The sequence below is a fragment of the Dyella koreensis genome, assembly GCF_044904565.1.
GTDB classification, from domain to species: domain Bacteria; phylum Pseudomonadota; class Gammaproteobacteria; order Xanthomonadales; family Rhodanobacteraceae; genus Dyella_D; species Dyella_D koreensis.
This window is the reverse complement of sequence record NZ_JADIKD010000007.1, coordinates 121,458-142,498: the sequence shown is the minus strand read 5'-3', so window position 1 is coordinate 142,498 and position 21,041 is coordinate 121,458. Positions and strand designations below refer to the sequence as shown.

Below are 21,041 nucleotides of genomic sequence, written 5' to 3'. Positions count from 1 at the left end.
TCCGGTGCGAGTTACTGCCCGATGCGGCCAGCCCGAGTGGTACCAAGTAGTAGTGGAAATGGGTTGTGCGAGGCGGTGAGAAGCCACCTCGATTCACAGTTTTGTTCTTTAGATAACAGGACACGGTTATGGCGAACCAAAAGATTCGCATTCGGCTCAAGGCGTTCGATCATCGTCTGATCGACCGTTCGGCCAGCGAAATCGTCGAGACGGCCAAGCGCACCGGCGCTACGGTTCTCGGTCCGATTCCGCTCCCGACCAAGATCGAGCGCTACACCATTCTGGTGTCGCCGCACGTCGACAAAGATGCCCGCGACCAGTACGAGACCCGTACTCACAAGCGTGTGCTCGATATCGTTGACCCCAACGACAAGACCGTGGACGCGCTCATGAAGCTTGATCTCGCCGCTGGCGTTGACGTTCAGATCAAGCTCGGTTGAGCGATAGACAGGATACGAAGATGAGTATCGGACTGGTTGGCCGCAAGTGCGGCATGAGCCGACTCTTCACTGAAGATGGACGCTCGATTCCGGTGACGCTTATTGAAGCCACCCCGAATCGCGTTACCCAGCTGAAGACGGAAGATAATGATGGTTACAGCGCTGTGCAGGTCGCGGCGGGCGTCAAGCGCGCCAGCCTGCTGACCCAGCCGCTGAAGGGTCACTACGCCAAGGCGAAGGTTGAGCCGGGCCGTGGTCTGTGGGAGTTCCGCGTGTCTGCCGAAGATCTCGGCAAGTACAGCGTGGGCGCCGAGATCAAGGCCGACGACGTATTCCAGGTGGGTCAGATCGTTGACGTTGCCGGTGTGTCGAAGGGCAAGGGCTTCCAGGGCACCATCAAGCGCCACAACTTCACGATGGGTGATGCCACCCACGGTAACTCGCTGTCACATCGCTCGCCGGGTTCTATCGGTCAGCGTCAGACTCCGGGTCGTGTGTTCCCCGGCAAGAAGATGTCCGGCCATATGGGTGCGGTGAACCGTACGCAGCAGGGCCTGGAAGTGGTCAAGGTCGACGCCGAGCGTCATCTGATCGCGGTGAAGGGCGCTGTGCCGGGTGCTACCGGTGGCGACGTCGTGATCCGTCCGACGACCAAGGGTTGAGGAGAACGCCATGGAACTTAATGTCATTGGCGCCAAGCCGCTCAACGTGTCGGACGAGGTGTTCGGCGGTGAGCTCAAGCAGGCCCTAATTCACCAGGTCGTCGTTGCTTATCAGGCGGGTGGTCGTGCCGGTACCAAGGCACAGCTGTCGCGCGGTGAGCTGTCGGGTACCACCAAGAAATTCAAGAAGCAGAAGGGCGGCGGTGCTCGTCACGGTGATTACCGTGCGCCGATTTTCGTCGGTGGTGGCCGTACGTTCGCTGCCAAGCCGCGCAGCTTCGAGCAGAAGGTCAACCGCAAGTCGTATCGCGTTGCCATTCGCTCGATCCTGTCGGAGCTGATTCGTCAGGACCGTCTGAAGGTCGTCGAAAGCTTCGGCATCGACACCCCGAAGACCAAGGCAATGGTCGCCAAGCTGGCCGAGCTGCAGGTGTCCGGTCGTGTGCTGCTGGTGTCGGAAGACGCCAACGAAGCCACCTTCCTGGCGGCACGCAATATCCCGTACATCCATGTCGTGGACGTGCTGGCGCTGAATCCGGTCAGCCTGGTCGGTTCGGACCACATCGTCATGACCGTCGATGCGGTGAAGAAGATCGAGGAGTGGCTGGCATGAGCAACGAACGCATCCTGAATACGCTGCGCGCGCCGCATATCTCCGAGAAGGCGGCCCGTCTCGCTGAGCGCAACCAGTACGTTTTCGTAGTTGCCCCCGAGGCAACCAAGGCCGATGTCCGCGCTGCGGTGGAACAGATGTTCGACGTGAAGGTCGAGCAGGTGAACCTCGTCAACGCCAAGGGCAAGGTCAAGTCCTTCCGTTTCCGCGCTGGCAGCCGCCAGGGCAAGCGCAAGGCCTATGTACGCCTCGCCGATGGCCAAACCATCGACGTGTCGGCCAAGGCCTGAGCCAGGAGTTGAATTGAGATGGCACTGATCACTCACAAGCCGACCTCCGCAGGGCGCCGCGACGCAGTCAGCGTGCGGACCCCGGGCCTGCACAAGGGCGCGCCGTACGCGGCGTTGACCGAGGCGCAGTCCAAGACTGGCGGTCGCAACCATTACGGTCGCATCACCGTTCGTCACCAAGGTGGCGGTCACAAGCAGCGTTACCGCATCATCGACTTCAAGCGCGACAAGGAAGGCATTGCCGCCAAGGTCGAGCGTATTGAATACGATCCGAACCGTACCGCGCACATCGCATTGCTTTGCTATGCCGATGGTGAGCGCCGCTACATCATCGCGCCTAAGGGCGTCCAGGCGGGTGATCGTCTGGTGTCGGGTCACGACGCGCCGATCAAGGCTGGCAACAGTCTGCCGCTGCGCAACATCCCCGTCGGTTCGACCGTGCATTGCATCGAGATGAAGCCCGGCAAGGGCGCTCAGATCGCTCGTAGTGCCGGCGCCTCGGTCCAGCTGGTTGCCCGCGAGTCTGGTTACGCCACGTTGCGTTTGCGCTCCGGCGAAATGCGTCGCGTGCCGGTCGACTGCCGCGCCACCATCGGCGAAGTCGGCAACGGCGAGCACAGCTTGAAGAAGCTGGGCAAGGCCGGTGCCAAGCGTTGGCAGGGTATTCGTCCGACCGTCCGCGGTGTGGCGATGAACCCGGTCGACCATCCGCATGGTGGTGGTGAGGGTAAGACCTCCGGTGGCCGTCATCCGGTCAGCCCGTGGGGTACGCCGGCCAAGGGTTACAAGACCCGCAACAACAAGCGCACGCAGCAGTTCATCGTGCGTCGTCGCAAGTAACAGGAAACCGTCATGCCGCGTTCATTGAAGAAAGGTCCTTTTGTCGACCTTCACCTCGTGAAGAAGGTGGAAGCTGCGGTTTCCGCCAATAACAAGCGCCCGATCAAGACTTGGTCGCGTCGCTCCATGATCCTGCCGGAAATGGTGGGATTGACCATCGCCATCCACAACGGTCGCCAGCACGTGCCGGTGCTCGTCAACGAGAACATGGTCGGGCACAAGCTCGGCGAGTTCGCGGTGACCCGCACCTTCAAGGGCCATGGCGGCGATAAGAAGGGCAAGTGATGAGCACTGAAGCCAAAGCGATCCTGCGCAGCGCCCGCATTTCGGCGCAGAAGGCACGCCTGGTGGCTGACCTGGTCCGCGGCATGCCCGTGGGCCGAGCCAGCGACGTGCTCCAGTTCACCAACAAGAAGGCCGCGGCCCTTGTCCGCAAGGTGCTGCTGTCGGCCGTCGCCAATGCCGAGAACAATCTCGGCGCTGATGTCGACGAGCTGAAGGTCTCGAGCATCTTCGTGGATGAAGGTCCGGCGATGAAGCGTATGTATGCCCGCGCCAAAGGCCGCGGTTCGCGCATCCTGAAGCGCACCAGCCACATCACTGTGGTCGTTGGCAACTGACTGGGGATATAGACGATGGGTCATAAAGTTCATCCCACCGGTATCCGCCTCGGCATTGCCAAGGACTGGAACTCGAAGTGGTACGCCAATAAGGGCGAGTACGCTCAGTACCTTGCGGCTGATCTGAAGGTCCGTGAGATGCTGCGCAAGAAGCTGGCAGCTGCCGGCATCTCGAAGATCCAGATCGAGCGTCCGGCTAAGACCGCTCGCGTGACGATCCACACTGCCCGTCCGGGCGTGGTGATCGGCAAGAAGGGCGAGGATATCGAGAAGCTGCGTAAGGAAGTCAGCAAGCTGATGGGCGTTCCGGCGCACATCAACGTCAGCGAAGTGCGTAAGCCTGAGCTCGACGCGCAGCTGGTTGCCGAGTCGATCGCGCAGCAGCTCGAGCGCCGCATCATGTTCCGTCGCGCGATGAAGCGCTCGGTGGGCAATGCGATGCGTCTCGGCGCCCTGGGTATCAAGATCAACGTCTCCGGCCGCTTGAACGGCGCCGAGATTGCTCGCTCCGAATGGAGCCGTGAAGGTCGCGTGCCGCTGCACACCCTTCGCGCGGATATCGACTACGGCTTTGCCGAAGCGAAGACCACCTACGGCATCATTGGCATCAAGGTGTGGGTCTACAAGGGCGAAATCTTCGACCTGACCCAGATCGGCCAGGAGTCGAAGGAAGAGCAGTCGTCGCAGCCGCGCCGCGAAGGTGGCGAGGGTCGTCGTGATCGTGAATCGCGTCGTGATGGCGAAGGCCGTCGCGAGCGGACGGCGAAGTAAGGAGAGTTGCCATGTTGCAACCCAAGCGAACCAAATTCCGTAAGCAGTTCAAGGGCCGTAATGACGGCTTGGCTTTCAGCTCCAACCTCGTGAGCTTCGGTGAGTACGGCCTCAAGGCCACCACTCACGGCGCGCTGACCGCTCGCCAGATCGAAGCCGCACGTCGTTGCATCACCCGTTTCGTGAAGCGCGGCGGCAAGTTGTGGATCCGCGTGTTCCCGGACAAGCCGATCACCAAGAAGCCGATCGAAGTCCGAATGGGCGCCGGTAAGGGTGGCGTCGAGTTCTGGGTCGCCCCGATCCAGCCCGGCCGCATGCTCTATGAAATCGAGGGCGTCGACGAAGCAACGGCACGCGAGGCGTTCCGCCTGGCCGCTGCCAAGCTGTCGGTGCAGACCCAGTTCGTTTCCCGAGCGGTGATGTGATGGCCATGAAAGATCTAAATACCAAAACGGCCGACGAGCTGAAGCAGCATCTGCTGGACCTGCGCAAGGAGCAGTTCAACCTGCGCATGCAGAAGGGCACCGGCCAGCTCAACCAGCCGCACCAGCTGCGCCGCGTTCGGCGCGACATCGCCCGCACGAAATTCGTGCTCGGCGGCAAGAAGTAAGGACGGCGGATATGAGCGACAACCAGAAGCAGGCGCGTACCCTTGAGGGCCGCGTCATCAGCAACAAGATGGACAAGACGGTCACCGTCCTGATCGAGCGCCAGGTGCAGCACGGCCTGCTGGGCAAGATCATTCGCCGGTCGACCAAGCTGCACGCGCAGAACGACGTGGGTGCCAACGAGGGTGACCTCGTGCGCATCGCGGAGTGCCGCCCGCTGTCCAAGACCAAACATCACCGCGTGGTCGAAATCGTCACGCGCGCCAACGGCTAAAGGGAGGGTGCAGACATGATCCAGATGCAAAGCACGCTTTCCGCAGCGGATAACAGCGGCGCGAAGGAATTGATGTGCATCAAGGTGCTCGGCGGCTCCAAGCGTCGTTACGCCGCGATCGGTGACGTGATCAAGGTCACCGTGAAGGATGCCATTCCGCGCGGTAAGGTGAAGAAGGGCGAGGTTTACAATGCCGTGGTGGTGCGTACCGCCAAGGGCGTGCGTCGTCCCGATGGCTCGCTGATCCGTTTCGACGGCAATGCAGCGGTGCTCCTCAACAACAAGCTCGAGCCGATCGGTACCCGTATTTTCGGGCCGGTTACCCGCGAGCTGCGCAGCGAGAAGTTCATGAAGATCGTCTCGCTCGCGCCCGAAGTGCTCTGAGCGGAGTCCAGACCATGAACCGTATCCGCAAGGGTGATCAGGTCCTCGTGATCACCGGCAAGAACAAAGGTCAGCGCGGCGACGTGCTGCGCGTTGATGGCGATCGCGTGTTCGTCTCCAACGTGAATCTGATCAAGCGTCACACCAAGCCGAATCCTCAGGCCAACCAGGCCGGCGGCATCGTCGAGCGTGAGGCTTCGATCCATATCTCCAATGTGCAGCTGTTCAACCCCGCCACGAACAAGGGTGAACGCGTTGGCACCAAGACGCTCGAAGATGGGCGTAAGGTGCGCGTGTTCCGCTCGTCGGGCGAGGTCGTGGACGCGTAAGGAACACAAGTCATGACGCGCCTTGAAACCTTTTATAAAGAGCAGGTCATCAAAAAGCTCACCGAGCGTTTTGGTTACCAGAACGTGATGCAGGTTCCCCGCATCACTAAGATCACGCTGAACATGGGCGTGGGCGAAGCTGCGGGCAATAAGAAAGTGCTCGAGAACGCCGTGGCCGACATGGCCAAGATCTCCGGCCAGAAGCCGATCCAGACCAAGGCGCGCGTGTCCGTTGCCTCGTTCAAGATCCGCGACGGCTGGCCGATCGGCTGCAAGGTCACCCTGCGCCGCGCTCAGATGTGGGAATTCCTTGATCGCCTGATCAACATCTCGCTGCCGCGTACGCGCGACTTCCGTGGTGTGTCGGGTCGTGCTTTCGATGGCCGTGGTAACTACAACTTCGGCATCAAAGAGCAGATCATCTTCCCGGAAATCGACTTTGACGCGATCGACGCAATGCGTGGTATGGATATCTCCATCACCACCACCGCCAAGACCGACGAAGAAGCCAAGGCGCTGCTGGAAGCCTTCAGCTTCCCGTTCCGTAACTGATACGCGAGAGAATCCATGGCTAAGACCTCAATGGTTAACCGCGATATCAAGCGGACCAAGCTCGTCAAGAAGTACGCTGCCAAGCGCGCTGAACTGAAGGCGATCGTGCTGAGCCCCAAGTCCTCCTACGAGGAGAAGATGGACGCTCAGACCAAGCTGCAGAAGCTGCCGCGCGATGCGAGCCCGAGCCGTCAGCGTACGCGCTGCGCGCTGACCGGTCGTCCGCGCGCCGTGTACGCGAAGTTCGGCCTCGGCCGCAACAAGCTGCGCGAAGCCACCATGCGTGGTGACGTGCCGGGCCTGCGCAAGGCCAGCTGGTAAGACCGAGTACAAGGCAACCGCCGGACCGTGGTCCGGCGGTTTGTCCGTCCCGGGGGTAGGGAACCTGCCGCCGCCGATGCGAAGCACGTATCGATATTCGCAAAGCTGGAAAAAGCTGCTATAGTCGGCGGTCTGCGCAAAGCAGGCCGGTGGTTATGCCGGCTCACAATCTAATTGATTTCCGGTTTTATCGGATATCGGTGCACTCTGAAGGATGTTTTCATGAGCATGACTGATCCCATCGCCGATCTGTTTACGCGCGTCCGCAATGCCCAGCTCACGGGCAAGCAGGCCGTAAGCATGCCGTCGTCGAAGCTGAAGGTGGCAATCGCCAACCTTCTCAAGAACGAGGGCTATATCCTCGACGCCAAGACCTCCACCCAGGAGGGCAAGCCGGTGCTCGAGATCAAGCTCAAGTATTTCGAAGGCCGTCCGGCCATCGAGAGCATTTCCCGTGTCAGCCGTTCCGGTCTCCGCGTCTATCGCGGCAAGGACGAGCTGCCGAAGGTCCTGGGTGGCCTGGGTATCTCGATCATCTCGACTTCCGCCGGTCTGCTGACCGACGCGCAGGCCCGTGCCAAGGGTCTGGGCGGCGAAGTCATCGGCCAAGTGGCATAAGGAGCCGACGATGTCCCGTGTAGCCAAGAAATTGATTACCTTGCCGAAGGGCGTGGAGCTGAAGTCGGACGACAACGGTATTTCCGTGAAGGGTCCGAAGGGCGCGCTGTCCACGCACCATCTGCCGGGTGTTTCCGTTGTCGTGGACAACGGCGTTGCGAACATTCAGCTGGCCGAAGGCGCCGACCACAAGTTTGGTGGCACCGCCCGTGCGCTGCTCGCCAATATGGTCAAGGGTGTTTCCGAGGGTTACGAGCGCAAGCTGGAGCTGGTTGGCGTGGGTTATCGCGCTTCCATGGCCGGCAAGGCGCTGAACCTGAGCCTAGGTTTCTCCCATCCGGTGGTCTTCAATGCGCCGGAAGGCATCAGCCTTGAAACTCCGACGCAGACCGAGATCCTGGTGAAGGGGTCGGACAAGCAGCTCGTGGGTGAGGTTGCCGCCAAGATCCGTGGCTATCGTCCGCCGGAGCCCTACAAGGGCAAGGGCGTGCGTTACTCCGGCGAGAAGATCACGTTGAAGGAAGCCAAGAAGGCCTAATCGGCCTATCCGCTTCCTGGAGAGAACACGATGAACAAGAACGAATCCCGCCTGCGCCGCGCCAAGTCGACCCGTGCCCACATTCGCAAGCTGGCCGTGGCCCGCTTGTCGGTGCATCGCACCGGTCAGCACCTGTACGCGCAGGTGTTCGACGCTTCCGGCACGAACGTGGTGGCTGCGGCTTCCACCGTTCAGAAGTCGATCGCCGAAGGTCTGAAGGGCACCAAGAACCTCGAGGCGGCTGCAGCCGTCGGCAAGGCCATCGCCGAGCGCGCCAAGGCCGCGGGTATCGAGGCGGTCGCGTTCGACCGCTCGGGTTTCCGCTACCACGGTCGCATCAAGGCTCTGGCTGATGCAGCTCGCGAAGCTGGCCTGAAGTTCTAAGGCCGAAGGAATCAAGGGCAGGGTTGCCCGCCCTTGATTCCATATGTGGCACCTACAACTCCAAGCGGCTTAGCCGCAAGCAAAGTCCCGGATAGTCCGGGCATACGGAAAAGAACATGTCTTCTACCGATCGCGAAAATTCAGACGGCCTGCTCGAGAAGCTGATTGCCGTCAACCGCGTGGCCAAGACCGTGAAGGGTGGCCGCCAGATGAGCTTCACCGCACTGACCGTGGTCGGTGACGGCGAAGGCCGCGTGGGCTTCGGTTATGGCAAGGCGCGTGAAGTGCCGGTCGCCATCTCCAAGGCCATGGAACGCGCCCGCCGTAACATGGTGAGCATCGACTTGAACAACGGCACCCTGTGGTACGCCATCAAGGCCAACCACGGTGCTGCCCGCGTGTTCATGCAGCCCGCTTCCGAAGGTACCGGCGTGATTGCCGGCGGCGCGATGCGCGCTGTGCTGGAAGTGGTTGGCGTGAAGAACGTGCTGGCCAAGGCCGTCGGTTCGCGCAACCCCATCAACCTGGTTCGCGCCACCATTAAGGGCCTGCAGGCTGTCGCTTCGCCGAAGCAGATCGCTGCCAAGCGTGGCAAGACCGTGGAAGAGGTGCTGGGCAATGGCTAACAACGAAAAGACTGTCCGCGTTCGCCTGGTCAAAGGCCTGCGTGGTGTGCAGAGCCGTCATCGCCTGAGCGTGAAGGCGCTCGGCCTGAACAAGCTCAACGACGTCCGTGAATTGAAGGACAGCCCGCAGGTGCGTGGCTTGATCAACACGGTCTATTACCTCGTGCGGGTTGAGGAGTAAGCATCATGCGTCTTAACGACATCAAGCCAGCCGCTGGTTCGCGCAAGACGCGCCTTCGCGTCGGTCGCGGTATCGGCTCGGGCCTGGGCAAGACTGCGGGTCGCGGTCACAAGGGTCAGCACGCTCGCGCGGGCGGCACCCACAAGTTCGGTTTTGAGGGCGGTCAGATGCCGCTGCAGCGTCGCCTGCCGAAGGTTGGCTTCCGCTCGCTGAAGAAGGCCGAGAGCCAGGAAGTATTCCTGTACCAGCTGGCCAACCTGAAGGTGGACGTGATCGATGCGATCGCTCTGCATCAGGCGGGTCTGATCGACAGTCGCGCCAAGAAGGTCAAGGTCGTCGCCAAGGGCGAGATCGGCCGCGCGGTGAAGCTGTCGGGCCTGTTGGCTACGGCCGGCGCCAAGGCAGCGATCGAAGCTGCCGGCGGAAGCGTGGAGTAATCACGTGGCGGCAGCCCAGGGCCCATCGCTCGGATCGCTCGGCAAGCTGACGGAACTGCGTCAGCGCATCTTCTTTGTCATTGGTGCGCTGATTGTCTTTCGTCTCGGTTCCTTCATCCCGGTTCCGGGCGTTAACCCGGAAGCGATGACCAGCCTGATCGAGCAGGGTGGTGGCCTGATGAACATGTTCAACATGTTCTCGGGTGGTTCGCTGGCTCGTTTCTCAGTGTTCGCGCTTGGCGTAGTGCCTTATATCTCCGCATCGATCGTGGTGCAGATGATGGGCGCGGTGATTCCGAGCCTGCAGGCACTGCGCAAGGAAGGTGAGGCAGGTCGTCGCAAGATGACTACCTACACCCGCTTCGGCACGGTAGGTCTCGCTGCTTTCCAGGCCTTTGGCATCGCCGTAGCCCTGCAGAAGCAGGTCGCTGCAGGTGGCGCACCGGTGGTTTATACGCCGGGTATGGGCTTCGTCATGGCATCGATCGTTGGCCTCACCGCCGGCACGATGTTCCTGATGTGGTTGGGCGAGCAGATCACTGAGCGTGGTATCGGCAACGGTATTTCGCTGCTGATCTTCGCGGGTATCGTGGCCGGTTTGCCGGGCGCGGTGGCTCACACGCTGACCATGGCCAGCAATGGCGAGCTCAGCGTGATCAAGATGATCATGGTGGTGGGCCTGATCCTGGCGGTGACGGCGTTCGTGGTCTTCATGGAGCGCGCCCAGCGGCGCATTACCGTGAACTACGCACGGCGTTCCGGTGGGCAGCGGGCCTATATGAACCAGACCTCGCATCTGCCGCTGAAGATCAACATGTCGGGCGTGATCCCGCCGATCTTTGCCTCCAGTCTGCTGATGTTCCCGGCGACGGCTGCGACTTGGTTCACCGCCGGTCACCAGTCGCGCTGGCTGCAGGAGCTCACCCAGGCGCTGACGCCCGGCGAGCCGCTGTACGACATCGTGTTCGCGGTGCTGGTGATCACCTTCGCCTTCTTCTACACGGCGATTGTGTTCAACTCGCAGGAAACTGCGGACAACCTCAAGCGGTCGGGTGCCCTGATTCCGGGTATTCGTCCGGGCCGTTCGACGGCTGACTACATCGACAGTGTGATGACCCGGTTGACCGGTGTCGGTGCGCTGTACCTGGTGCTGGTCTGTCTGGTGCCGTCGTTCATGCAAAAAGCTTGGCATGTACCGTTCTACTTCGGCGGCACCTCTCTGCTGATCGTGGTGGTCGTGGTGATGGACTTCACTGCCCAAGTGCAAGCGCACCTGGTCAGTCACCAATATGAAAGTCTGCTCAAAAAGGCCAATCTCCGCCGCAACTGATGGCTGCTGGGGCGCTGGGGAAGGGTCTTTGGATTGGAGGGCGGGCGGCACAAGGTGCCGCAGGGCTTTCCTGTTGGGATAATTCAGGTTAAAATTGCGCGTTTACCGCGCACGAAACGCATCGGAGAAAGAACATCATGGCGCGCATCGCGGGTGTCAATTTGCCGGTCCAGAAGCATGTCTGGGTTGGCCTGCAAAGCATTTACGGTATCGGTCGCAGCCGGGCCAAGAAGGTCTGTGCGGACGCTGGCGTGGTTCCCACCACCCAGATCAAGTCCCTCAGTGAAGGCGAGGTGGAGAAGCTCCGCCACGAGATCGGCAAGTATGTCGTCGAAGGCGACCTGCGCCGTGAAGTCGGTATCGCCATCAAGCGTCTGATGGATCTGGGTTGCTACCGCGGTCTGCGCCACCGCCGTGGCCTGCCGGTGCGCGGCCAGCGCACGCGTACCAACGCACGTACCCGCAAGGGTCCCCGTCGCGCGATCAAGAAGTAACGGATTCCACTTATGGCTAAGCCGGTTAAGACCAAGAAGAAGATCAAGCGCGTTGTCACGGATGCCGTGGCCCACGTGCAGGCCTCCTTCAACAACACCATCGTCACCATCACCGATCGTCAGGGCAATGCTCTGTCGTGGGCGACTGCAGGCGGCGCGGGTTTCCGCGGTTCGCGCAAGTCCACGCCATTCGCTGCACAGGTTGCCGCCGAGAAGGCTGGTCGTGCCGCTGGCGACTACGGTGTGAAGACCGTGGAAGTGCGCATCAAGGGCCCGGGTCCGGGTCGTGAGTCCGCTGTGCGTTCGTTGAACGCGCTGGGCTACAAGGTGCTCAACATCATCGACGTCACGCCGATTCCGCATAACGGCTGCCGTCCCCCCAAGAAGCGTCGAGTCTAAGGAGCATACCCATGGCCCGTTATCGTGGAGCTACCTGCAAACTCGCCCGTCGTGAGGGTGCAGACCTCAGCCTGAAGAGTCCGGCTCGCGCCATCGACTCGAAGTGCAAGCTGGAAAACAAGCCCGGCCAGCATGGCGCCAACAAGCGCATGCGCATGTCCGATTACGCCAACCAGCTGCGTGAAAAGCAGAAGGTGAAGCGCATCTACGGCGTGCTCGAGCGTCAGTTCAGCAACTACTACGCCAAGGCGTCGACCCTCAAGGGCAACACCGGCGAGAACTTGCTGCGCCTGCTCGAAAGCCGTTTGGACAACGTCGTCTATCGCATGGGTTTTGCGGTGACCCGCGCCCAGGCCCGTCAGCTGGTCAGCCACAAGGCTGTGCTGGTCAACGGCAAGAAAGTGAACATTCCGTCGTACCAGGTTCGTCCGGGCGACGCGATTGCCTTGACCGAGCGCGCCCGCACCCAGCTCCGTGTGCAGGAAGCGGCGACTGTGTTCGACACCATGGACCTTCGCCCGCAGTGGGTGGAAGTCGATGCCAAGAAGTTCGAAGGTACGTTCAAGTCGGTGCCGGATCGCGGTGATCTGCCGTCCGATATCAATGAGAGCCTGATCGTCGAGCTTTACTCGAAGTAATCTACCGGAGCCCTGCATGGCAGTTTCGTCAACTAGCGTGCTGCGGCCTCGCGGCCTCAGCGTCGAGCAGCTCGGATCCAACCGCGCCAAAGTGGTGGTGGAGCCGCTCGAGCGTGGTTTCGGCCACACCCTGGGCAACGCGCTGCGCCGCGTGCTGCTCTCCTCGATCCCCGGCAGTGCCATCGTCGAGGTCGAGATCGATGGCGTGCTTCATGAGTACACCACTCTGGAAGGTCTGCAGGAGGACGTGATTGAAGTCCTGCTCAACCTCAAGGATGTGGCGATTCGTCAGCACACGGGTGATGAAGTCACCCTGACCTTGTCCAAGAAGGGTAAGGGCGTGGTCACCGCCGGCGACATCGCCGTCGACCACTCGGTGGAAATCATCAACCCCGAGCATGTGATCTGCCACCTGACCAAGGACATCGCGCTCAACATGCGCCTGAAGGTGCGTCGCGGTGTCGGCTACCAGCCGGCCAGTTCGCGCCAGCATCCGGACGAGGAAGCTCGTCCGATCGGTCGCCTGCAGCTCGATGCCTCGTTCGCGCCGGTGCTGCGCGTGGCTTACGAAGTGGACGCAGCTCGTGTCGAGCAGCGCACCAACCTCGACAAGCTCGTGCTCGACATCGAGACCAACGGCACCATCGGTGCGGAAGACGCGGTCCGCAAGGCCGCCGAGATCCTCAACGACCAGCTGTCGGTGTTTGGTGACTTCTCGCGTCGCGAGAGCGCTACCGACAAGGCGGAGAAGGGCGGTTTCGACCCGCTGCTGCTGCGTCCGATCGACGATCTTGAGCTCACCGTGCGTTCGGCGAACTGCCTGAAGGCCGAGAGCATCTACTACATCGGCGATCTGGTGCAGAAGACCGAAGTCGAGCTGCTCAAGACCCCGAACCTGGGCAAGAAGTCGCTGACCGAAATCAAGGATGTCCTGGGCGGGCGTGGTCTCGCACTCGGCATGAAGCTTGAAAACTGGCCGCCGCCGGGCCTCTCGCACGGCATGCAGCTGGGCTGATGTACAAGAGGGCGATCGGTTTCGATCGCCCTCTACGCTGAATAACCTGGAGGAAATGCAATGCATTTCCTCTGGTTGGTAGATGCGGTTCGTAGAGGCCGCACTCTTATAACAAGGCGTTCTTAGAGCCTTGAATAGCGGGCAACCGCGGGAAGTCGGATCAAAGTGACCGGCTTTTCATAACAACAGACTAGAGAGTAATTACCATGCGCCACCAGAAATCCGGTCGCAAGCTCAACCGCACGAGCAGCCATCGCGAAGCGATGTTCAAGAACATGGCTGCGTCGCTGATCAAGCATGAGCTGATCCGTACCACGTTGCCCAAGGCCAAGGAACTCCGTCGCGTCGCCGAGCCGCTGATCACGCTCGCCAAGACCGATGGCGTTGCCAACCGCCGCCTCGCGTTTGCGCGTCTGCGCGACAAGCAGGCCGTGGGCAAGCTATTCGTCGAGCTGGGCCCGCGTTACCGCGAGCGTCCCGGCGGTTACCTGCGCATCCTCAAGTGTGGCTTCCGTCCGGGCGACAACGCCCCGATGGCTTATGTCGAGCTGGTGGATCGCCCGCAGGTTGAAGCTGTCGACGCCGAATAAGCGTCAGTTCCGCTGAAACACGAAACCCCGGCCGGGCAACCTGCTGGGGTTTTGTTTTTCAGGAGGTGTCGGTAGCCGTCGCGACTGGATCGATTGGGCACTTCTCCATTTTTCCCGAAACAGGCCGCGGCAACCTGCCGCGTGCTGACAGCGCCCCCCGCGAGCGGGTAATGTCCCGGTTCCGCAACGCAACAACCGAGCCATGAACCCTTTCCGTTGGTCATACCGAGTCACCTATCTCGTCGGCTTCCTGATCTGCGTAGGTCTGTTGGGCTTCGCGCTATATGCCGAGCACGTGCTTGCGATGATTCCTTGCCCGCTGTGCATCTTCCAGCGCATCGCGTTCCTGTTTATGGCGGTGTTCTTCCTGGTCGGCGCGATCCATGGTCCCCGTGGCAAAGGCGGCCGTTGGTTCTATGCATCCGGGGTGGTTCTGGGGGCGCTGGCGGGTATGGCGACGGCGGCGCGCCACTTGTGGCTGCAAACCTTGCCGGCCGATCAGGTGCCCTCTTGCGGCCCCAATCTTGGTTACATGATGGATGCCTTCCCGATGGCGAAGGTACTCAAGATGGTCTTCACCGGCTCTGGTGAGTGCGCCAAGCTCGAGCCGATCCTGGGCTTGCCGATGCCGGCCTGGACCTTGTTGTGGTTCGTGCTGCTGGCCGTGCTGGCGATCCGCGCCGCAGCCAGTCGACGGAGCTGAGTCCGGATGACCACGGGAACACTCACGGCCCGATGGGGTGCCGTCACTATGAACGCCAACGCTTCCATGCCTGTTGAATCCGCCAACTGGACGCCCGGCTCCTGGCAGCAACGCACCGCGCTGCAGCAGCCGCTGTACGAGAACAGCGAAGAACTGGCCCGGACCACCACGCATCTTGCCCAGTTGCCCCCGCTGGTTACGTCCTGGGAGGTGCTGGCGCTGAAGCAGGCGCTGGCCGAGGCCCAGGAAGGGCAGCGCTTCTTGCTGCAGGGTGGCGATTGCGCGGAGAGTTTCGCCGACTGCACCAGCCCCATCATTTCCAACCGGCTCAAGGTGCTGCTGCAGATGAGCCTGGTGCTGGTGCACGGGCTGAAGAAACCTGTACTGCGCGTGGGCCGTTTCGCTGGCCAGTACGCCAAGCCGCGTTCGGCCGACACTGAAACACGCGATGGCGTGACATTGCCGAGCTTCCGTGGCGATGTGGTCAACGGACCGGCATTCACGCCGGAAGCACGGCGCGCCGATCCACAACGGCTGATCCAGGCGCACGCGCATTCCGCGTTGACCATGAACTTCGTGCGCGCCCTGATCGACGGTGGTTTTGCCGATCTGCACCATCCCGAGTATTGGGATCTGGCCTGGGTAGAACACTCGCCATTGGCGGCCGAGTACCGTCGCATGGTCGCCGGCATCGGTGACTCGCTGCGCTTTATGGAAACGCTGGCTGGCCCGATTGCAGGCTTCACCCGAGTGGACTTCTTCACCTCGCACGAAGCCCTGCTGTTGCATTACGAGGAAGCGCTGACCCGCCAGGTGCCGCGCCATCGTGGCTGGTTCAACCTGTCCACGCATTTCCCATGGATCGGCATGCGCACCGCTGCATTGGACGGCGCGCATGTGGAGTACTTCCGCGGCATCCGCAATCCCATCGCCGTCAAGGTCGGTCCCTCGGTCAAGCCGGATCAGCTATTGCCGTTGATCGAAGCGCTGAACCCGCAGGACGAACCGGGCCGCCTCACGCTGATCCATCGCATGGGGAACAGTCAGATCGGTACGGCACTGCCGCCGCTGCTTGAAGCCGTGAAGCGTGAAGGGCGCCGCGTGCTGTGGGTCGCCGATCCGATGCACGGCAATACCGAAAGCACCTCCAACGGCTACAAGACTCGCCGCTTCGACAATATCCGCGGCGAGCTGGATCAGGCCTTTGACATCCACGCCGCCGCCGGCACGCGCCTCGGTGGCGTGCATCTCGAGCTCACCGGCGAAGACGTCACGGAATGCATGGGCGGTGCGCGCGACCTCAGCGAAGCCGATCTCGACCGCGCGTACAAGTCGATGGTGGATCCGCGCCTCAACTATGAGCAGTCGCTCGAGCTGGCGATGCTGATCGTGCGCAAATCGGTGGGCGGTCAGGGATAAGGCTTGCACGGGATGAGCGTGTGCTCATCCCGTGTCGCATCAGTCGTTACTCAAGGCGAAGCCGGTACCGGCTTTCCGCCGACTGTCTCCAGGAACGACGGTGGCTGCCATGCCTTCGCGTGCTGCTCGAAGCCATAGGCGATGGAAATCAGCGTAGGTTCGCTCCATTTCGCGCCGAACAGCACAATGCCTACCGGCAGATCGTGTGCAAAACCCGCAGGTACCGTGATCGACGGATAGCCGGCCACCGCCGCCGGTTGCGATGCGCCGCCTACCGTCGGATCGCCGCTGACCACATGATCGCCAAGCACCAGATCGGTGACGAAAGTGGGCCCCCAGGACGGCGAAAGCAACGCATCCAGATGCTGCTTGGCCAGTGCCGCGTCGATGCCTTCGGGGCCGGCCAGGCGCTTGGCTTTCGCCTGCGCTTCCACATACGCCTTATCGGTCAGTGGGCCCTTGGCCTCGGCCTGCTCAAACAACTCCTGCCCGAACCACGGCATTTCGCGTTGCGCTTCGCGTCGGTTGAAAGCAATCAAGTCGGCCAGCGTTTTCATCTTCGAACCGGGGCGCGTGGCGAGGTAAGCCTGCATGTCGTGCTTGAGGTCGTAGAGCAGCACGGTCAGCTCCACATCGCCAAGCTCTTTCAAATGCGGGATCTCCACCGGGTCCACGATGATGGCGCCTTGCGCTTTCATCAGCGCGATTGATTGTTCCAGCACCCGATCAGCGTTCGGTTCCGCGCCAGCCAGCTGGCGCACAACGCCGATGCGCTTGCCCTTGAGTCCATTCGGATCGAGAAAGCGCGTGTAGTCGGTGGCGTGCTTGTCGGCGTCGACTGTGGCCGGGTCGCGCGGGTCGCTGCCAGCGATCACACTGAGTACGGTGGCGGCGTCGGCGACGTTGCGTGCCATCGGGCCGGCGGTGTCCTGGTTGTGACTGATCGGCACCATGCCGCTGCGACTGACCAGGCCCAGCGTGGGCTTGATGCCGACAATGCCATTGGCTGCGGCCGGGCAAATAATGGAGCCGTCGGTTTCCGAGCCGATCGCCACGGTGGCGAGACCGGCAGCCACGGCGGCGCCGGAGCCGGCGCTGGAGCCGCAAGGATTGCGATCAAGCACATACGGATTACGTGTCTGCCCGCCACGTGCGCTCCACCCGCTGCTGGCGTGATTGGAGCGCATATTGGCCCACTCGCTGAGGTTGGTCTTGCCGAGTATCAGTGCGCCGCTTTTACGCAGGCGCGCGACCAGGCCGGCGTCCCGCGGCGCAGGCGGTGCATCGGCAAGAGCCAGGGAGCCGGCCGTCGTGAGCATGCGATCACCGGTGTCGATGTTGTCTTTCAGCAACACCGGAATGCCATGCAGTGCACCGCCGGCATGCTTGCGGTCCAGCTCGGTGGCGAGCTTCAACACGTCGGGATTGGTTTCGAGGACGGCCTTCAAACTCGGCCCCGACTGATCGATCTGCCGGATCCGTTCAAGGAACTGCCGGGCCAGCGTTTCGCTGGTGAGCTGACCGGCATCCATGCGCTGGTGGATATCCTTGATCGAGGCCCAGGCCAGCGCCGGATCAGTGTCCTTGGCGGGCAAGGCCGTGCTGGCGAACAAGGCGATGGCGAGCAGGGAGAGCGAGAGCGGCAGGCGATTCACGAGGGTCTCCGGAGGCGTGCGGCATGATGTCGCGAAGCCGCAGCTTAGCCGCTTCCACATCGGCGTGAAGCAGGGGCGCGCCTATAATCCCGGGATGGATACGATAGCCAAGCTGTGCCAGGCCAGGCGTGTGTTTTCCGCCGTCCTGTTGTTCGCTCTCATTACAGCTGGCGGCGCGGCGCGCGCCCAGGAAGCCGGCGCGCTGAAGGTGCCTGACACCCTTCAGCAACGTATCGCTTCCTGCGCCGCTTGCCATGGCGTGCACGGCGAGGGCACTCCCGAAAGCGGCTTCTTCCCGCGCCTGGCTGGCAAGCCGGCCGGTTATCTGGCGCGTCAGTTGAAGGACTTCCAGGACGGCCTGCGCAAGTACGGCCCGATGGAATACACCGTGCGTCATCTGAGCCCGGAATACATGCACGAGATCGCCGACTACTTCGCCGCCCAGGAGGTGCCGTACGCACGCTCACCCCTGCCGCGCGTTTCGCCTGAAGCGCTCAAGCGCGGCGAAGAACTGGCCACCAAGGGCGATCCGTCACGCGAAGTTCCCGCCTGCATTGCCTGCCACGGTACCCAGCTGACAGGTGTGCAGCCGAACGTCCCCGGCCTGGTCGGTCTGCCGTATGACTATCTCAGTTCGCAGCTCGGCTCCTGGCGCACCAAGACGCGTGCCACGGTGGCGCCCGATTGCATGGCAGAGATCGCCAATCGCCTCAGCGCATCGGACATCAGTGCGGTGTCCGCGTGGCTGGCGGGGCGTGAATTGCCTTCGGATATGCACGCGCAATCTGCCGGTTCCATTACGCCGCCCATGCATTGCGGCGTACTTGGCGCCACGGGAGATGGCGCATGAAGAAGCTGCGTCGTGTCGTGATAGTCGTGGTGTTGCTTGGCATTGCGTTGGGTGCCTGGCTGTTCCTGCGCAGCAACGGAACGCCGCCGGTGTCGCGCGAGGCGAGCAAGGTCGATGCGGCCTCGCTGAAAGATCCCGTGCTGATCGCCAAAGGCCAGTACCTGACCACCGTGGGCGACTGTGCGTCCTGCCATACCGCGCAAGGCGGTGCGCATTTCGCGGGTGGCCGCGTGGTGGGCACGCCATTCGGTGATATCCCTGCGCCCAACCTCACGCCGGATCGCGAGACAGGATTGGGCGATTGGAGCTTCGAAGCCTTTTGGCAGGCATTGCATGCAGGTATCGGCCGCCAGGGTGAGCTGCTCTATCCCGCGTTCTCCTACACCTCGTACACCAAGGTCAGCCGCGACGATGCATTGGCGATCTTCGCTTACCTGCAATCCTTGGCGCCGGTGCACCAGACGTCAAAACCGCTGGGTCTGGAGTTTCCCTACAACGTGCGCAACAGCCTGAAGGCGTGGCGCGCGCTGTACTTCAAGGAAGGCGAGTATCAAGCGGACCCGGCCAAGTCGGCGGCATGGAACCGTGGTGCCTATCTCGTGCAAGGCCTTGGTCACTGCAATGAGTGCCATATCGCGCGCGATTCGCTGGGGGGCATGCGCAGCGACCAGGCGTTGTCCGGCGGGCAGATTCCGGTGCAGAACTGGTACGCACCGGATCTTAGCACGCAGGCCAACGGTGGTCTGGAAGGCTGGACCGGGCAGGACATTGTCGAGCTGCTCAAGACCGGTCATTCCGCCAAGGGTACGGCCTTCGGTCCGATGGCTGAGGTCGTGGCGCAAAGCACGCAGCACATGACCGATGACGATCTGCAGGCCATTGCGACGTATCTGCAGTCGTTGCCGGCCCGTCCGCAGGTGGCGTTGGAGAAGTCGCCACTCGACATCACCAGCATGGTCAATCAGGGTGCGAAGACGTACGCGGATCGTTGTGCTGGTTGCCACGGCAAGGACGGCAATGGCGTGGCCGGTGTCTATCCGCCACTCAACGGCAATTCATCGGTCAATGAACCCACCGGTATCAACGCCATCCGCGTGGTGTTGCTCGGCGGCTTTCCTCCCGCAACCAAGGGCAATCCGCGTCCCTATTCGATGCCGCCCTTCGCGCAACAGCTCAGCGACAGCGATGTCGCTGCGGTGGTTACTTATATCCGCCAGGCCTGGGGCAACAAGGCGCCGCTGGTGCAGGAGCGCGACGTTATCAAATATCGCCAGACACCGGTCAACTGACGCGTCGCGGCGGACGCGCGCGGCGGTTACGCCCGGGCAGCTCTACGACGACAACGTGCCGAACACCACTTCGCGTGTTTTCGCGGAGGGTGATGCCGCCATCAGCAAGGACATCGCCTCGGTCTCCAGATCGAGGCGATCTTTTTTCCGCACATCGTCATGGAAGAGTTCGATACGCACCTGGGCGACGGCGTCCGTGGAGAACAGCTTCCAGATGCCGGCGACAAAGCCGTCGATGAGTACACAGGCGCGGATGATGCCGTTGTTGGTATAGACCTTCGCCCGATGCGCGTCCGCGATCATGCGCCGGCGATCGGCATGAGCAAGCAGAAGATTGTCGTACTCGGGCAGCAGGCGCGGTGGAGCCGGTACATCGGGCCCGGGTCGTGGCGCTTCGGACAGATCGAACAGCACCGCGCCGTCCTCGTCCGAAAACGTGATCAGATCGGGCATCTGTTTCAAGGTGCCGGCAAGACCGGTCAGGCCGGACCACACCGATACATCTTTGGCACTGGCAGGACCGAACGCAGCCAGGTAACGGCGAATCAGCACCTCCGGCGTAGCGGCTTCGATGCCCGGCGATCCCAGCCAGTGCGCGGCTGTCGCCAGCGCCGCCGGGCGATGCGAGTCCCAGGTGCCTGCTGGCGGAATGTGGATCAACGCCACCTGCGCGCGTACGGCTTGCGCGAGCGCCTGCGGGTCGTGGTCAGGCCAGCGTTCGGCCAGGCGGCGGCCCAGTTCGGCACTCGTCAACGGCTGCGCATCAAGCAGGTTGCGCCCGGCGCTCGCCAACGATGCCAGATCTACCCCAGCCAGTTGGCGTCCGTAAGCTGCTTGCACGCCTCGTGCATGCACGGGTTGCAACAGAGGACGAAACGCAAGCAAGTCTGCGGCGGATAGCAAATGCAGAGTCGAGCGCATGGCGGCACAGCGCACCACCTGACGCTCGCAGATATGTCCGGTGAGTGCATCGAAGCGAAAATCCCGCAGCCGCGTCCACAAGCCGATGTACGGCGGATTGGGTGCCTGCGCCTGCAGGCCTGCCAGGTGTTCGATAGCTTGCAATGCACTTCGCTCATCGCGGCGCAGCAACAGCTGGCGTGCGAGCGTGGCGCGGTTGAGTGCGCGCCGGTCCAGCAGGGACGGCGCCGATTCGCTCAGGCGGATCACC

The 21,041-nt window shown here is 62.1% G+C and carries 33 protein-coding genes; 31 read left to right on the top strand and 2 right to left on the bottom strand.

The genetic code is table 11. The features are described from left to right. Positions 1-128 precede the first annotated feature (128 nt). The 29 genes from rpsJ (at position 129) to ISS97_RS04285 (ending at position 16,076) form a co-directional block, all read left to right on the top strand. Complete coding sequence (gene rpsJ / locus ISS97_RS04425) at positions 129-440, top strand: 30S ribosomal protein S10 (RefSeq protein ID WP_014402136.1); 312 nt, start codon at positions 129-131, stop codon at positions 438-440. Positions 441-460: 20 nt separating this feature from the next. Beyond that, positions 461-1,102 carry a 50S ribosomal protein L3 gene (gene rplC, locus ISS97_RS04420; RefSeq protein ID WP_090454227.1) on the top strand — a complete coding sequence of 214 codons (642 nt, stop codon included), beginning with the start codon at positions 461-463 and terminating at the stop codon, positions 1,100-1,102. Between the two features lie 10 nt (positions 1,103-1,112). Next, entirely contained in the window at positions 1,113-1,715 is a 603-nt protein-coding gene (rplD, locus tag ISS97_RS04415; protein WP_379986180.1) for a 50S ribosomal protein L4, read from the top strand. After that, complete coding sequence (gene rplW, locus ISS97_RS04410) at positions 1,712-2,005, top strand: 50S ribosomal protein L23 (RefSeq protein WP_379986181.1); 294 nt, start codon at positions 1,712-1,714, stop codon at positions 2,003-2,005. Before rplD ends, rplW begins: the two co-directional genes overlap by 4 nt. 18 nt (positions 2,006-2,023) lie before the next feature. Beyond that, a complete protein-coding gene (gene rplB / locus ISS97_RS04405) occupies positions 2,024-2,845 on the top strand; it encodes a 50S ribosomal protein L2 (RefSeq protein WP_379986182.1) in 822 nt (273 codons plus the stop codon). Positions 2,846-2,857: 12 nt separating this feature from the next. Beyond that, entirely contained in the window at positions 2,858-3,130 is a 273-nt protein-coding gene (rpsS, locus tag ISS97_RS04400) for a 30S ribosomal protein S19 (protein ID WP_017461870.1), read from the top strand. Continuing rightward, positions 3,130-3,465 (top strand): 50S ribosomal protein L22, encoded by a 336-nt coding sequence (gene rplV, locus ISS97_RS04395; RefSeq protein ID WP_379986184.1) that lies wholly within the window; start codon positions 3,130-3,132, stop codon positions 3,463-3,465. Before rpsS ends, rplV begins: the two co-directional genes overlap by 1 nt. A 15-nt stretch (positions 3,466-3,480) precedes the next feature. Next, the gene (gene rpsC, locus ISS97_RS04390; RefSeq protein WP_379986186.1) at positions 3,481-4,236 is read left to right on the top strand and encodes a 30S ribosomal protein S3; all 756 of its coding nucleotides are present in this window, start codon (positions 3,481-3,483) and stop codon (positions 4,234-4,236) included. A gap of 11 nt (positions 4,237-4,247) precedes the next feature. Continuing rightward, a complete protein-coding gene (gene rplP, locus ISS97_RS04385; protein WP_090454240.1) occupies positions 4,248-4,661 on the top strand; it encodes a 50S ribosomal protein L16 in 414 nt (137 codons plus the stop codon). Further along, a complete protein-coding gene (gene rpmC / locus ISS97_RS04380; protein WP_379986187.1) occupies positions 4,661-4,846 on the top strand; it encodes a 50S ribosomal protein L29 in 186 nt (61 codons plus the stop codon). The genes rplP and rpmC overlap by 1 nt, the downstream gene beginning before the upstream one ends. 11 nt (positions 4,847-4,857) lie before the next feature. Then, entirely contained in the window at positions 4,858-5,118 is a 261-nt protein-coding gene (gene rpsQ, locus ISS97_RS04375) for a 30S ribosomal protein S17 (protein ID WP_379986189.1), read from the top strand. Positions 5,119-5,133: 15 nt separating this feature from the next. Next, positions 5,134-5,502, top strand: a complete 369-nt coding sequence (gene rplN, locus ISS97_RS04370) for a 50S ribosomal protein L14 (RefSeq protein WP_007513359.1) — start codon at positions 5,134-5,136, stop codon at positions 5,500-5,502. A gap of 14 nt (positions 5,503-5,516) precedes the next feature. Further along, entirely contained in the window at positions 5,517-5,831 is a 315-nt protein-coding gene (gene rplX, locus ISS97_RS04365; RefSeq protein ID WP_379986191.1) for a 50S ribosomal protein L24, read from the top strand. A gap of 12 nt (positions 5,832-5,843) precedes the next feature. Next, the gene (rplE, locus tag ISS97_RS04360) at positions 5,844-6,383 is read left to right on the top strand and encodes a 50S ribosomal protein L5 (RefSeq protein ID WP_379986192.1); all 540 of its coding nucleotides are present in this window, start codon (positions 5,844-5,846) and stop codon (positions 6,381-6,383) included. 15 nt (positions 6,384-6,398) lie between these two features. Next, entirely contained in the window at positions 6,399-6,704 is a 306-nt protein-coding gene (gene rpsN / locus ISS97_RS04355) for a 30S ribosomal protein S14 (protein ID WP_379986194.1), read from the top strand. Between the two features lie 222 nt (positions 6,705-6,926). Next, complete coding sequence (gene rpsH, locus ISS97_RS04350; RefSeq protein WP_379986195.1) at positions 6,927-7,322, top strand: 30S ribosomal protein S8; 396 nt, start codon at positions 6,927-6,929, stop codon at positions 7,320-7,322. A 10-nt stretch (positions 7,323-7,332) separates the two neighbouring features. Further along, the gene (gene rplF, locus ISS97_RS04345) at positions 7,333-7,860 is read left to right on the top strand and encodes a 50S ribosomal protein L6 (RefSeq protein ID WP_379986197.1); all 528 of its coding nucleotides are present in this window, start codon (positions 7,333-7,335) and stop codon (positions 7,858-7,860) included. Positions 7,861-7,890: 30 nt separating this feature from the next. Further along, positions 7,891-8,244, top strand: a complete 354-nt coding sequence (rplR, locus tag ISS97_RS04340; RefSeq protein WP_379986199.1) for a 50S ribosomal protein L18 — start codon at positions 7,891-7,893, stop codon at positions 8,242-8,244. Positions 8,245-8,360: 116 nt separating this feature from the next. Then, positions 8,361-8,870, top strand: coding sequence for a 30S ribosomal protein S5 (gene rpsE, locus ISS97_RS04335; RefSeq protein ID WP_379986200.1), 510 nt, complete (start codon positions 8,361-8,363; stop codon positions 8,868-8,870). Next, on the top strand, positions 8,863-9,051 hold the full coding sequence (gene rpmD, locus ISS97_RS04330) for a 50S ribosomal protein L30 (RefSeq protein ID WP_026635849.1): 189 nt from the start codon (positions 8,863-8,865) through the stop codon (positions 9,049-9,051). The genes rpsE and rpmD overlap by 8 nt, the downstream gene beginning before the upstream one ends. A gap of 5 nt (positions 9,052-9,056) precedes the next feature. Further along, positions 9,057-9,488: a 50S ribosomal protein L15 gene (gene rplO, locus ISS97_RS04325; protein WP_379986201.1), complete on the top strand. Its 432-nt coding sequence runs from the start codon at positions 9,057-9,059 to the stop codon at positions 9,486-9,488. Positions 9,489-9,492: 4 nt separating this feature from the next. Next, positions 9,493-10,818, top strand: coding sequence for a preprotein translocase subunit SecY (secY, locus tag ISS97_RS04320; RefSeq protein ID WP_379986202.1), 1,326 nt, complete (start codon positions 9,493-9,495; stop codon positions 10,816-10,818). A 137-nt stretch (positions 10,819-10,955) separates the two neighbouring features. After that, positions 10,956-11,312 (top strand): 30S ribosomal protein S13, encoded by a 357-nt coding sequence (gene rpsM / locus ISS97_RS04315; protein WP_019464879.1) that lies wholly within the window; start codon positions 10,956-10,958, stop codon positions 11,310-11,312. Positions 11,313-11,324: 12 nt separating this feature from the next. Further along, the gene (gene rpsK, locus ISS97_RS04310; protein ID WP_007513384.1) at positions 11,325-11,711 is read left to right on the top strand and encodes a 30S ribosomal protein S11; all 387 of its coding nucleotides are present in this window, start codon (positions 11,325-11,327) and stop codon (positions 11,709-11,711) included. An 11-nt stretch (positions 11,712-11,722) separates the two neighbouring features. Next, positions 11,723-12,349, top strand: a complete 627-nt coding sequence (gene rpsD, locus ISS97_RS04305) for a 30S ribosomal protein S4 (RefSeq protein ID WP_090454268.1) — start codon at positions 11,723-11,725, stop codon at positions 12,347-12,349. 16 nt (positions 12,350-12,365) lie between these two features. Beyond that, positions 12,366-13,364, top strand: coding sequence for a DNA-directed RNA polymerase subunit alpha (locus tag ISS97_RS04300; RefSeq protein WP_090454270.1), 999 nt, complete (start codon positions 12,366-12,368; stop codon positions 13,362-13,364). A 206-nt stretch (positions 13,365-13,570) separates the two neighbouring features. Beyond that, positions 13,571-13,954 (top strand): 50S ribosomal protein L17, encoded by a 384-nt coding sequence (gene rplQ / locus ISS97_RS04295; RefSeq protein WP_090454272.1) that lies wholly within the window; start codon positions 13,571-13,573, stop codon positions 13,952-13,954. A gap of 202 nt (positions 13,955-14,156) precedes the next feature. Further along, entirely contained in the window at positions 14,157-14,657 is a 501-nt protein-coding gene (locus tag ISS97_RS04290; RefSeq protein WP_379986205.1) for a disulfide bond formation protein B, read from the top strand. Positions 14,658-14,705: 48 nt separating this feature from the next. Then, positions 14,706-16,076 (top strand): class II 3-deoxy-7-phosphoheptulonate synthase, encoded by a 1,371-nt coding sequence (locus ISS97_RS04285; protein WP_379986207.1) that lies wholly within the window; start codon positions 14,706-14,708, stop codon positions 16,074-16,076. A gap of 50 nt (positions 16,077-16,126) precedes the next feature. Here the strand turns inward: ISS97_RS04285 and ISS97_RS04280 are convergent, their stop codons facing one another. Next, positions 16,127-17,731, bottom strand: a complete 1,605-nt coding sequence (locus tag ISS97_RS04280) for an amidase (RefSeq protein WP_379986208.1) — start codon at positions 17,729-17,731, stop codon at positions 16,127-16,129. A gap of 94 nt (positions 17,732-17,825) precedes the next feature. Between ISS97_RS04280 and ISS97_RS04275 the strand changes: the two genes are divergently transcribed. Both ISS97_RS04275 and ISS97_RS04270 read left to right on the top strand, forming a co-directional pair. Then, complete coding sequence (locus ISS97_RS04275; RefSeq protein ID WP_379986209.1) at positions 17,826-18,581, top strand: c-type cytochrome; 756 nt, start codon at positions 17,826-17,828, stop codon at positions 18,579-18,581. Continuing rightward, the gene (locus ISS97_RS04270; protein ID WP_379986210.1) at positions 18,578-19,870 is read left to right on the top strand and encodes a c-type cytochrome; all 1,293 of its coding nucleotides are present in this window, start codon (positions 18,578-18,580) and stop codon (positions 19,868-19,870) included. The genes ISS97_RS04275 and ISS97_RS04270 overlap by 4 nt, the downstream gene beginning before the upstream one ends. 42 nt (positions 19,871-19,912) lie before the next feature. Here the strand turns inward: ISS97_RS04270 and ISS97_RS04265 are convergent, their stop codons facing one another. Beyond that, positions 19,913-21,040 carry a winged helix DNA-binding domain-containing protein gene (locus ISS97_RS04265; RefSeq protein ID WP_379986212.1) on the bottom strand — a complete coding sequence of 376 codons (1,128 nt, stop codon included), beginning with the start codon at positions 21,038-21,040 and terminating at the stop codon, positions 19,913-19,915. Position 21,041 lies beyond the last annotated feature (1 nt).

Excerpts from the sequence above, each read along its gene's own strand:
- rpmC (WP_379986187.1), top strand. The coding sequence starts at position 4,661 with ATGGCCATGAAAGATCTAAATACCAAAACGGCCGACGAGCTGAAGCAG.
- rplC (WP_090454227.1), top strand. The coding sequence starts at position 461 with ATGAGTATCGGACTGGTTGGCCGCAAGTGCGGCATGAGCCGACTCTTC.
- rpsK (WP_007513384.1), top strand. The coding sequence starts at position 11,325 with ATGGCTAAGCCGGTTAAGACCAAGAAGAAGATCAAGCGCGTTGTCACG.
- rplW (WP_379986181.1), top strand. The coding sequence starts at position 1,712 with ATGAGCAACGAACGCATCCTGAATACGCTGCGCGCGCCGCATATCTCC.
- ISS97_RS04290 (WP_379986205.1), top strand. The coding sequence starts at position 14,157 with ATGAACCCTTTCCGTTGGTCATACCGAGTCACCTATCTCGTCGGCTTC.
- rpsS (WP_017461870.1), top strand. The coding sequence starts at position 2,858 with ATGCCGCGTTCATTGAAGAAAGGTCCTTTTGTCGACCTTCACCTCGTG.
- ISS97_RS04275 (WP_379986209.1), top strand. The coding sequence starts at position 17,826 with ATGGATACGATAGCCAAGCTGTGCCAGGCCAGGCGTGTGTTTTCCGCC.
- rplP (WP_090454240.1), top strand. The coding sequence starts at position 4,248 with ATGTTGCAACCCAAGCGAACCAAATTCCGTAAGCAGTTCAAGGGCCGT.
- rplO (WP_379986201.1), top strand. The coding sequence starts at position 9,057 with ATGCGTCTTAACGACATCAAGCCAGCCGCTGGTTCGCGCAAGACGCGC.
- rplF (WP_379986197.1), top strand. The coding sequence starts at position 7,333 with ATGTCCCGTGTAGCCAAGAAATTGATTACCTTGCCGAAGGGCGTGGAG.
- rplQ (WP_090454272.1), top strand. The coding sequence starts at position 13,571 with ATGCGCCACCAGAAATCCGGTCGCAAGCTCAACCGCACGAGCAGCCAT.
- rpsH (WP_379986195.1), top strand. The coding sequence starts at position 6,927 with ATGAGCATGACTGATCCCATCGCCGATCTGTTTACGCGCGTCCGCAAT.
- rpsD (WP_090454268.1), top strand. The coding sequence starts at position 11,723 with ATGGCCCGTTATCGTGGAGCTACCTGCAAACTCGCCCGTCGTGAGGGT.
- rplX (WP_379986191.1), top strand. The coding sequence starts at position 5,517 with ATGAACCGTATCCGCAAGGGTGATCAGGTCCTCGTGATCACCGGCAAG.
- ISS97_RS04285 (WP_379986207.1), top strand. The coding sequence starts at position 14,706 with ATGAACGCCAACGCTTCCATGCCTGTTGAATCCGCCAACTGGACGCCC.
- rpsC (WP_379986186.1), top strand. The coding sequence starts at position 3,481 with ATGGGTCATAAAGTTCATCCCACCGGTATCCGCCTCGGCATTGCCAAG.
- rplE (WP_379986192.1), top strand. The coding sequence starts at position 5,844 with ATGACGCGCCTTGAAACCTTTTATAAAGAGCAGGTCATCAAAAAGCTC.
- rpsM (WP_019464879.1), top strand. The coding sequence starts at position 10,956 with ATGGCGCGCATCGCGGGTGTCAATTTGCCGGTCCAGAAGCATGTCTGG.
- rplR (WP_379986199.1), top strand. The coding sequence starts at position 7,891 with ATGAACAAGAACGAATCCCGCCTGCGCCGCGCCAAGTCGACCCGTGCC.
- rpsN (WP_379986194.1), top strand. The coding sequence starts at position 6,399 with ATGGCTAAGACCTCAATGGTTAACCGCGATATCAAGCGGACCAAGCTC.
- rpsE (WP_379986200.1), top strand. The coding sequence starts at position 8,361 with ATGTCTTCTACCGATCGCGAAAATTCAGACGGCCTGCTCGAGAAGCTG.
- rplN (WP_007513359.1), top strand. The coding sequence starts at position 5,134 with ATGATCCAGATGCAAAGCACGCTTTCCGCAGCGGATAACAGCGGCGCG.
- rpsQ (WP_379986189.1), top strand. The coding sequence starts at position 4,858 with ATGAGCGACAACCAGAAGCAGGCGCGTACCCTTGAGGGCCGCGTCATC.
- rplB (WP_379986182.1), top strand. The coding sequence starts at position 2,024 with ATGGCACTGATCACTCACAAGCCGACCTCCGCAGGGCGCCGCGACGCA.
- rpsJ (WP_014402136.1), top strand. The coding sequence starts at position 129 with ATGGCGAACCAAAAGATTCGCATTCGGCTCAAGGCGTTCGATCATCGT.
- rpmD (WP_026635849.1), top strand. The coding sequence starts at position 8,863 with ATGGCTAACAACGAAAAGACTGTCCGCGTTCGCCTGGTCAAAGGCCTG.
- rplD (WP_379986180.1), top strand. The coding sequence starts at position 1,113 with ATGGAACTTAATGTCATTGGCGCCAAGCCGCTCAACGTGTCGGACGAG.
- rplV (WP_379986184.1), top strand. The coding sequence starts at position 3,130 with ATGAGCACTGAAGCCAAAGCGATCCTGCGCAGCGCCCGCATTTCGGCG.
- ISS97_RS04270 (WP_379986210.1), top strand. The coding sequence starts at position 18,578 with ATGAAGAAGCTGCGTCGTGTCGTGATAGTCGTGGTGTTGCTTGGCATT.
- ISS97_RS04300 (WP_090454270.1), top strand. The coding sequence starts at position 12,366 with ATGGCAGTTTCGTCAACTAGCGTGCTGCGGCCTCGCGGCCTCAGCGTC.